Raw genomic sequence first — 9,284 nt, forward strand, 5'->3', positions numbered from 1 at the left:
CACCGCGAAGCCGCGGCCCGCTGCCGCCGCCGTCGACCCCGACGCGACCACCGTCCAGGCCCCCCTGCCGCAGCGCCAGCCGGCCCCCGCCGCGGCCAACCTCGCCGACCTGGTGGAGCCCGCCAAGCGCCCCGCTCCGTCCCAGTCGGAGATGGCCGACCAGCGTACGGTGACGTTCGCGGCCCCGACGGCCGACGTGATGAGCATCCTGGGCGCGGGCGCCAAGCCGGTCCCCTCCCCCCGCCCCGACTCCCTGTCGTCCAACAACTCGCCCAGGAGCGGCACCGGCTCCTTCCCGGCGGCCCCCGCCGCCAACGGCACCTTCCCGGCCGGCCCCGTGAGCCAGCCCGGCGGGAGCGGCGCCTACCCCGCCACCCCCTCCTCGAGCGGCTCCTTCCCCGCCCAGCCGGCCCCCATCCACGGCGCGCCCACGAGCGACCCGTTCCCCGTCTACAACAACGCGGCCGAGACCACCTGGACCAACCCGCCCGCGACGCCCTCCTCGTCCGGCTCCTGGCCCGCGCAGCCCGACATCCTCGACGACCCCACCCCCACCCCCGCCGCCGGTTACGGCTCGGGCACGTCCTGGCCGGCGTTCGAGCAGCCCGCCGCGCGCTCCTCCTACCCCGCCTCGTACGAGGTGCGCTCCGGTTGGGCCGTGGCCGACGACACCGACCCGCTCACCGGCCCCTCCCCCGCCACCGGCACCCCGACCGTGCCCGGCAGGGCGGTCTCGGCCTACGACGACGTGCTGTCCACGTCGACTCCGGTGCCTCCGACGCCGCAGGGCGCGCCGTTCGCGTACGAGACGGGCGACATCACCACCGCCCCGGCCGCCGCCTGGCCGGAGCCGCCGTCGAGCGCGACCTCGTGGCCGACGTACGGTTCCCAGAACGGCAACGACGGCGGCAACCACCGTCGCGGGTCCGACCAGGAACACCCGCACGACTACTACCGGTGAACGCACGCGCCCATTAATGGGTAAAACCAGCGTGAGACACCCCTAAAGCAGGGTCGACGGAGCAATAGGGTTTGCTCCATGATCCCCGACACGAAGAGTAGCTGGCTGAGCACCCTCCGGCATGACGTGCCAGCCTCGCTCGTGGTTTTCCTCATCGCGGTGCCCCTGTCCCTGGGCATCGCGATGGCCTCCGGCGCGCCACTGGCCGCCGGTCTGATCGCCGCCGTGGTCGGCGGGATCGTGGCGGGCGTCCTGGGCGGCTCCGCCGTTCAGGTCAGCGGACCCGCCGCCGGGTTGTCGCTGGTGGTCGTGGATCTCGTGCAGACGTACGGATGGCGCGCCACCTGCATGATCACCCTGCTGGCCGGTGCCGTACAGCTCCTGCTGGGCGTGTTCAAGGCGGCCAGGGCGGCACTCGCGGTGTCGCCGGCGGTCATCCACGGCATGCTGGCGGCCGTCGGCGTGATCATCGCCCTCGCCCAGCTCCACGTGGTGCTGGGCGGCAGCTCGCAGCGTTCGGCCGTGGCCAACCTGATCGAGCTGCCCGGCCAGATCGCGAACCTGCACGGTCACAAGGTCGCCGTCGGCCTGCTCACGATCACGGTGCTGGCGCTGTGGACGCGGCTGCCCAAGCGGGTCAAGGTCGTGCCCGCGCCGCTGGTGGCGCTGGTCGTGGCGGCGGGGACGGCGTGGGTGTTCGAGTGGGACGTCACGCGCGTGGACCTGTCCCACAGCGTCACCGAGTGGGCCTTCCCGGTCCTGCCGCACGGCGACTGGCACCTGATTGTGGGGGCGGTGCTGCTGGTGGCGCTGCTGGCCGGGTGCGAGTCGCTGCTGTGCTGCGTGGCGGTGGACGGGATGCACGGCGGCCGCCGCGCCGACCTCGACCAGGAGCTGACCGGTCAGGGCGTCGCGAACATGGTCACCGGCGCCCTCGGCGGCCTGCCGGTGGCGGGGGTGATCGTGCGCAGCACCGCGAACGTGCAGGCCGGCGCGCGTACCCGCTGGTCGGCGATCCTGCACGGGGTGTGGGTGCTGGTGTTCGCGATCGGGTTCGGCTGGACGATCAAGCTGATCCCGCTGGAGGCGCTGGCGGCATTGCTGGTGTTCATCGGCGTGCAGATGGTGAACCTCGGTCACATCAGGAAGGTGCACGGCCACGGCGAGGTCCCCGTCTACGTGGTGACGATGCTCACCGTGATCGCGCTCGGGCTCGCCGAGGGCGTCGTGGTGGGGCTGATCCTGGCCGCGCTGCTCGCGCTGCGCCGCCTGACCTGGGTCACGGTCATGAAGCGCGACGGCGGCGACGGGCGGCTGCACGTGACGGTGTCCGGTTCGCTGACGTTCCTGGGGGTGCCCAGGCTCACGCACGAACTGCGGACGATCGCCCCGGCCACCGCCGTGGACCTCGACCTGAACATCGACTTCATGGACAACGCCGCCTTCGAGGCCATCCACTCCTGGCGGCTGGACCACGAGCGCATGGGCGGCACGGTCGACATCGACGAGCTGCACGACGAGTGGTACACGCTGGCGGCCAGCGGCGCGCGCATGTTCCCGGTGAAGTCGCCGCCCAAGGTGCCGGACCGCTGGTGGCTGCCGTGGTCGCACCGCCGTCATCCCGTCCGTCCCTCGGCTCCCGACTCCGCCGAGGTGGAGTGCCTGCTGACGGCGGGGGCGCGCGAGTTCCACCGGCGTACGGCGCCGCTGGTCCGGCCCATCTTCACCGAGCTGGCCCGCAAGCAGCAGCCCTCGCACCTGTTCATCACGTGCGCCGACTCCCGGATCGTGCCCAGCCTCATCACCGCGAGCGGGCCCGGAGACCTGTTCACGGTGCGCAACATCGGCAACCTGGTGCCGCGCCGGGGCTCCGAACCGCACGACGACTCGGTGGTGGCGGCGATCGAGTACGCCACGCAGGTCCTCGGCGTACACACGATCACGGTGTGCGGGCACTCCGGGTGCGGCGCCATGGCCGGGGTGCTGAGCGGCGGGGTGCAGGCGGGCAGCCTGCCGGGGCTGAGGAGGTGGCTGCGGCACGGAAACCACAGCCTGGCCACGTTCATCGAGACCGAGGGAGACCGGCTGCACAGCGGCGCTCTGGACGTGCTGTGCCGGGTCAACGTGCAGCAGCAGCTGGAGAACCTGCGCACCTACCGGAAGGTCGACGAGCAGGTGCGCGCCGGGAAGCTGGAGCTGGTGGGGCTGTACTTCGACATCGGCTCGGCCAGGGTGCACATGGTGCCGCCGCTGCGCCCCGCACCGGCCGAGCGGATGATGAGCTTCTGAGTAATCCTGCGCAGACGCGGCGCCGGGAGGCGGATTAGTGTCGCGAGGGCCGGCGAGGTTCTCCATATGCCCATGGCGCTCCTCGCGACGCAGGTCCTGACTCCCAGGGACCGGAGGGGCGGAGGTGTCGATGCCTCCGCCCCTCACTTTGCGTTACACAATAACTGAATGGGTACATAGCCTCACGTAGAGTAATGAATCGCCCGAAACAGGGGGAATGGGCGGTGACGGCACTTCGGAGAGCAGCGGTGGCCGTGGCGACGGGAATGCTCGTGGTCGCGTGCGCCGGCGCGCAGAGCCTGACGATGACGGCGACCGGGCCGCCAACCGGCCTTGAGCCGTTTTATCAGCAGAAACTGTCGTGGTCGGACTGCAGAGAAGGCTTTCAGTGCGCCACGTTGAAGGTGCCACGGGACTACGCCCGTCCCGAGGGTCACCAGCTGAAGATCGCCGTCATCCGGCTGCCCGCGAAAGACAGATCCCGGCGCATCGGCTCACTGGTGACCAACCCTGGAGGGCCCGGCGCGTCCGGCGTCCTCTTCGTCCGCACCTCCAGCCAGGCGTTCGGCGAGGCACTGCGAGATCGCTTCGACCTCGTCGGGTTCGACCCGCGCGGCGTGGGGCGGAGCGATCCGGTGCGCTGCCTCGACTACCGGCAGGCCGAGCAGCGCCTCCTCTACGATCCGCCCACCACGCGCGCCCAGGTCAACGCCGAGGTCACGTTCTGGCGGGCGTTCGTGGCGGCCTGCGAGGCCAGGTCCGGGGCCGATCTTCCGTACGTCGGAACGGTCAACGCCGCCCGCGACATGGACGTGCTGCGGGCGGCGCTCGGCGACAGGCGGCTGACCTACCTCGGGTTCTCGTACGGCACGTACCTGGGCGCCTTCTACGCCGACCAGTTCCCCCGGAACGTGCGGGCCCTGGTCCTGGACGGCGCGTCCGACCCCAAACTGACGGGCGAGGAGTTCCTCCTCGGCCACGCCGAGGGCTTCGAGACGGCCCTGCGCGCCTTCGCCGCCTACTGCGTCAGGACCACCGGCTGCCCGCTGGGCACCGGGAGCGTGGACCGGGCCGTCGGCAAGATCTCCGGCCTGCAGGAACGGGCCGCCCGCGAACCCCTGAAGAACCGGGCGGACGGCCGCGTCCCGGTGGACGACGACGGGGTGACGCAGGGGATCTACACGGCCCTCTACAACCGGAGCTACTGGCCCACGCTGCGGCAGGCGCTGATACAGGCGATCGACGACGGTGACGGCACCGGCCTGTTCAAGCTCGGTTATGCGCAGGAGATGATCGCCCCGTTCGGGGCACTGCAGGCGGTCAACTGCGTCGACAAGCCGTTTCCCGCCGATCTCGCGGCCGTTCAGGACCTGGCCGACCGGGCCGGGAAGGTCGCGCCGCACTTCGGCTCGTTCGTCGTGTGGCCGTGGCTGGCCTGCGCGTACTGGCCGGTCAAGCCCACCCGGCAGCCCGGGGCGGTGACCGCGACCGGAGCGCCGCCGATCCTCGTGATCGGCACCACCCGCGACCCCGCGACCCCGTACAAGTGGGCTCAGAGCCTGGCGGACCAGCTCACGTCCGGCGTCCTGCTCACCTATGACGGCGACGGACACACCGCCTACCTGACCAACACGGAGAAGTGCATCCGCGAGCCGGTCGAGCAGTACCTGATCAGCGCTCAGCCCCCGAAGCGCGGCACCACCTGCAAGCAGACGCCGCTGGACCCGGAAGGCAAGGGCTCGCCGAGCTGAGCTCTCAGCCCTCGGGCCGACGGCCGAAGTCCGTGGCGAGCCAGGTCGCGAGGTCAGCGGCCGGCCGGCCGCGGTCGCCGGACCCCGGTTCCCCCGCCTCCGGCTCCCGCACGCGGTCGAGACGGAACACCCGCCAGTCGCCGGCGTCGAGGTCGTGGGCGAGAACGTACCAGCGTCCGCGGGCGTAGAGGCACCGCACCGCCTCCACCCGCCGCCGGCTGGGGGCCCCGTGCCGGTCGCGGTAGCCGAACCGCAGCACGAGGTTCTGATCGGCCGCGCGGAGCAGCGTCGCCAGGGTCGAGGGTTCCACGCCCCCGGGCTCCAAGCCGACGCTCTCGCTGCCCGCGGCGGCGGTGTCCAGGACGGTGCGCGGCCGCCGCGGGAGCACCTGCGACAGCTTGGCCAGCGCCCGGTGCGCGGCGTCCCCGGCAAGGATCCCCTCGACCATGCGCAGGGCCGCCACCAGAGCCACGACCTCGTCGTCCTGGAAGACCAGCGGCGGCATCCGGTGCCCCGGACGCAGCGCGTAGTGGCCGCCCGGCCCGGGCCGGCTCTCGACGGTGTACCCGAGGCTCTGCAGACGGGCCACGTCGCGACGCACGGTGCGGGTGCTGACCTCCAGACGCCCGGCCAGATCGGAAGCCGACCAGCTCGGCCGGGCGGCCAGCAACTCCAGCAGCCGGAGGGTCCGTCCGGCGGGGTCGCCATCGGCAGGGACGAAGTCGGTCATAGCTCCAGTGTCGCCACAGTCGCGGACAGGATCCGGCCACATCTATCCGTACGGTGGATGTCATGGAGATCGCCATCACAGCACCATCAGGCAACGTCGGCCGCTTCCTGGTCGGTCACCTGGTCCGCGCCGGTGTCCGTCCGCGGCTGCTGAGCCGCCACCCCGAGCAGCCCCGCGCGACCTGGGGCGACCTCGTCGACGCCCGCGAGGTCGACCTGCGGGACGCCGCGGCCGTCACCGAGGCGACCCGCGGCGTCGACGCGCTGTTCCTCATCGTGCCGCCCGGCGAGGCCGACGACCCCGTCGCGGCGTACGCCGAGGTCGGCGAGGTCGTCGCCGCCGCGGTCGCCGAGAACAGCATCTCCCGCACCGTCCTGCAGAGCAGCGTCGGAGCCGAGCTCCGCGAGGGCGCCGGCGAGATCGACGGGCTGGCCCGGGTCGAGGAGATGCTGGACCGGGTCGTCGCCAAGGACGCCGGCCTCGCCGTCACCCACCTGCGGTGCGGCTACTTCTTCAGCAACCTGCTGTTCGAGCTCGACAACATCCGCTCGGGCAGCGTGGCCGTGCTCCTGCCCACCGGCATGCCGTTCTCCTGGGTCGCTCCGGCCGACATCGCCGCGGTGGCCGCGTCCCTGCTGCTGCGCGCCGACTGGTCGGGCCGCCGGGTGCAGGCCGTGCACGGGCCACGGGACCTGTCCTGGGACGATGCCTTGGCCGTGGTCGGCGATGTCCTGGGCCGCACGGTCACCGCCCACCGTGTCGCCGACGACGACATGCGCGCCACGCTGGCCGGCGCCGGCATGTCCCCGGCGCAGGTCGAGGCCATCATGGGCATGTCGACCGGACTGCGGGAGGGATTCGTCCCCGAGCTGCCGAGGACGCCCCTGACCACGACCGACACGACGCTCGGAGCATGGGCCTGGGCCGAACTCCGTCCCGCCCTCGACGCGACCGAGTGACGCGTGCCCGACCTGTGACGACCACCGGATCGGGCTGTCTTACCCGGCGCGTCGGATGGTGTACTCGCCCTGCCGGCACCTCGTAATCAGGTGACCCGCCCGGTGTCGTCGGGTGCCGCCACCCAGGGCAAGCGGTGGACAAGGCTGTCGCGCAGCCGGGTGAGAGTGGCGATGCGCTTCTCCAGTTCGGCCACCCGCTGCGCGGCGACGGCGTTACTGGCGGCGCACGGTGGCGCGTCGCAGAACATTTCGGGCAGCTCAGCGTCGAGATGGTCCAGGAACGACTTCACATCTTCGACGGTGAACCCGCAGGCCAGCAGTTCACGAATGTTGCGGACGCGGAGGGTCGCGCCGGGCTCGTACACGCGATGTCCCGCGGTCGTACGGCCGGGCTCCAGGAGACCCTGCTCCTCGTAGTAGCGCAGGGCACGGGTCGTGGTCCCGGCCTTCGCGGCCAATTCACCGATGAGCATCACAGGCACCTCCGACAGCGCGGCTTCACGTCCAGGTCAAGCTCCTAGCCGGACCACTGTCTTCCCGGTGTACGTGCCCTTCACGAGATCGAGGAGGGCCTGCGGCGCGTTCGCGAGCCCGTCGATCACCGTCTCGTCGTAGACGATCGCGCCTTCGCTCAGCCAGGTACGGAACTGCGTGTCGAACTCCGGAGCACGGTCAGGATGATCGCTCGTGGTGAAGCCGCGCATGGTGAGGCGCTTGCCGATCGCGCTGAGCAGGTCGCCCGGCCCGTCGTCAGGACGGCTCCTGCCCTGCCGGTCGAGGGCTCCGCACAGTGCGATGCGGCCATGCGGGTTCATGACCTCGATCGCGGCACGCAACTGTTCGCCGCCCACGTTGTCGAAGTAGACGTCGATGCCTTCGGGGGCGGCCTCGCGCAGCCTGTCCACGATCGGGCCGTCGTGATGGTCGAAGGCCGCGTCGAACCCGAGTTCGCCGGTCAGATGGGCGACCTTCTCGATTGATCCGGCGCTGCCGATCACCCGGGACGCCCCTTTGAGCCGGGCGATCTGACCGGCCATGGTCCCAGTCGCGCCGGCCGCGCTGGAGACGAAGACGGTGTCGCCGGGCCGTAGCTCCGCGGCGTCCATGAGCCCGACGTACGCGACCAGCCCGGAGCCGAGGTAGGTGGAAGGCGTCGAGTAGGCGTTGCGGGCAACGCGGCGGAACAGCCCGGCCTGCCCCACGGCGTACTCACGCCAGCCGAACCGATGCGTCACCAGGTCGCCTGCGCCAAGTGACGGGTCGGCAGAGGCCACCACCTCACCGATGGCGGCTCCGTACATCGCCTCACCGATCTCATAGCGGGGCATCGGCAGACCGGAGGTCCCCGCGATCAACATGAGCATGCCGGGCTCGAGCGACATGAACAGATTGCGGACCAGTACCTGACCCGCCACGGGATCAGGGACGGCGACCTCGGCGACCTCGAAGTCGCCGGGAGTGGGCAGGCCCTCCGGGCGTGCGACAAGCCGGACCTCCAGTCCGGTGCCGGAGAATATTGGGCTTTTCGAAGGTGCTTCCATGCCGACGACGGTAGGGGTTGACCCATACGTGAAGGTCAACCCGTCCGCCTGGTGACCATCTGCGCCGGTGCTTCCACAGGGCGGTGGCGGCACCGACGGGTCAGGCTGGAGCGTCAGGTGGTGAGGGTGGCCACCGGCTCCAGGTCGTAGGTGCGGGCGTAGCCGTTCTCGGTGCCCACGAGCAGGTCCACAACGTCGAAGTAGCGGTCCCAGAAGGGGGTTTCGCGCAGCGCGTCGATCAGCAGCCGGTAGGCGTCGTGGTCGTCCGCCTCCCAGACCCAGATGTCGGTGACCCGCGCCGAGTAGAACTCCGTGTCGTAGAAGCGGGAGCGGACGCCGCGGGTGCGGGCCTCGATCACCGGGACGACGTGGGTGGTGAAGGCCTGGACGCGTTCGGCCACGGTCATCGCGAGCCACTCGGGCGTTGTCTTGACCAGCATGAACGCGGTGACCGGCGGCTCGGTTCGGTCAGTGGGCATCGACGGCCTCCGGTGTGGCGAGGACGGCGGGCTTGAGAGTCTGCGCGCACCACTGCGCGAATCCGGTGGCCGGGCCCGCCTGCGGCGAGCGGTCGACGCCCGAGTCCAGGCCCTGGTCCTTGGCGCGCTTCATGTCGACCATGCCCTCGACGAACGCCTCGTTGAGGCCGTAGCCGAGCAGGGTGGAGCGCAGCTCGTCGAGCGGCTGGCGCCGGTAGCGGACCGGACGGCCCAGCTCCTCGGTCATGATGCGGGCCAGGTCGTCGGGCGACAGGTCCTGCGGGCCGAGCACCGGAACACTGCCGACGCCGGTCCAGGAACGCTCCAGCAGCAGCCCGGCCGCCGTCGCGGCGATGTCGGCGACGGCCACCAGCGGGGCCGGACGGTCCGCGGCGACGGTGTCGGTGAAGACGCCGTGCTCGCGGATCGAGGCGGCCTCCTCCAGCAGGTTCTCGAAGAAGGACGGGCTGGCCAGGGCGCGGTAGGCGACGCCGGAGCCGGCGATCAGGTCGTCCATGGCCAGGGAGGCGGTGACCAGCCCGGCCCGGGCGGCGTGCGGCGTGCCGCGGCCGAG

At 71.4% G+C, this 9,284-nt stretch carries 7 protein-coding genes and 2 pseudogenes; 4 read left to right on the forward strand and 5 right to left on the reverse strand.

The window, feature by feature from the left end; translation table 11 throughout:
* From ACWDX9_RS54580 to ACWDX9_RS54590, 3 genes and pseudogenes are all read left to right on the forward strand, one after another.
* Positions 1-961, forward strand: a pseudogene (locus ACWDX9_RS54580) (hypothetical protein); the annotation flags it as partial.
* A 78-nt stretch (positions 962-1,039) separates the two neighbouring features.
* Positions 1,040-3,250 carry a SulP family inorganic anion transporter gene (locus ACWDX9_RS54585; RefSeq protein WP_449970313.1) on the forward strand — a complete coding sequence of 737 codons (2,211 nt, stop codon included), beginning with the start codon at positions 1,040-1,042 and terminating at the stop codon, positions 3,248-3,250.
* Positions 3,251-3,654: 404 nt separating this feature from the next.
* Complete coding sequence (locus tag ACWDX9_RS54590) at positions 3,655-5,001, forward strand: alpha/beta hydrolase (protein WP_449970326.1); 1,347 nt, start codon at positions 3,655-3,657, stop codon at positions 4,999-5,001.
* 4 nt (positions 5,002-5,005) lie between these two features.
* Here ACWDX9_RS54590 and ACWDX9_RS54595 read toward each other — a convergent pair whose 3' ends face one another.
* Positions 5,006-5,731, reverse strand: coding sequence for a helix-turn-helix transcriptional regulator (locus ACWDX9_RS54595; protein WP_449970316.1), 726 nt, complete (start codon positions 5,729-5,731; stop codon positions 5,006-5,008).
* A gap of 62 nt (positions 5,732-5,793) precedes the next feature.
* Between ACWDX9_RS54595 and ACWDX9_RS54600 the strand changes: the two genes are divergently transcribed.
* Complete coding sequence (locus ACWDX9_RS54600) at positions 5,794-6,690, forward strand: NAD(P)H-binding protein (protein WP_449970319.1); 897 nt, start codon at positions 5,794-5,796, stop codon at positions 6,688-6,690.
* Between the two features lie 86 nt (positions 6,691-6,776).
* Here the strand turns inward: ACWDX9_RS54600 and ACWDX9_RS54605 are convergent, their stop codons facing one another.
* The 4 genes and pseudogenes from ACWDX9_RS54605 to ACWDX9_RS54620 form a co-directional block, all read right to left on the reverse strand.
* On the reverse strand, positions 6,777-7,163 hold the full coding sequence (locus ACWDX9_RS54605) for a MerR family transcriptional regulator (protein ID WP_449970321.1): 387 nt from the start codon (positions 7,161-7,163) through the stop codon (positions 6,777-6,779).
* Positions 7,164-7,199: 36 nt separating this feature from the next.
* Complete coding sequence (locus tag ACWDX9_RS54610) at positions 7,200-8,231, reverse strand: NADP-dependent oxidoreductase (RefSeq protein ID WP_449970323.1); 1,032 nt, start codon at positions 8,229-8,231, stop codon at positions 7,200-7,202.
* A gap of 113 nt (positions 8,232-8,344) precedes the next feature.
* On the reverse strand, positions 8,345-8,710 hold the full coding sequence (locus ACWDX9_RS54615; RefSeq protein WP_354908468.1) for a darcynin family protein: 366 nt from the start codon (positions 8,708-8,710) through the stop codon (positions 8,345-8,347).
* A pseudogene (locus tag ACWDX9_RS54620) lies at positions 8,700-9,284 on the reverse strand (hypothetical protein); the annotation flags it as partial. The pseudogene ACWDX9_RS54620 and the gene ACWDX9_RS54615, both read right to left, overlap by 11 nt.

The organism is Nonomuraea sp. NPDC003201 (assembly GCF_053590415.1).

What these genes read in the sequence shown, in the direction of transcription:
- ACWDX9_RS54585 (WP_449970313.1), top strand. Translation starts at nt 1,040, where the DNA reads ATGATCCCCGACACGAAGAGTAGCTGGCTGAGCACCCTCCGGCATGAC.
- ACWDX9_RS54595 (WP_449970316.1), bottom strand. Translation starts at nt 5,731, where the DNA reads ATGACCGACTTCGTCCCTGCCGATGGCGACCCCGCCGGACGGACCCTC.
- ACWDX9_RS54600 (WP_449970319.1), top strand. Translation starts at nt 5,794, where the DNA reads ATGGAGATCGCCATCACAGCACCATCAGGCAACGTCGGCCGCTTCCTG.
- ACWDX9_RS54605 (WP_449970321.1), bottom strand. Translation starts at nt 7,163, where the DNA reads ATGCTCATCGGTGAATTGGCCGCGAAGGCCGGGACCACGACCCGTGCC.
- ACWDX9_RS54610 (WP_449970323.1), bottom strand. Translation starts at nt 8,231, where the DNA reads ATGGAAGCACCTTCGAAAAGCCCAATATTCTCCGGCACCGGACTGGAG.
- ACWDX9_RS54615 (WP_354908468.1), bottom strand. Translation starts at nt 8,710, where the DNA reads ATGCCCACTGACCGAACCGAGCCGCCGGTCACCGCGTTCATGCTGGTC.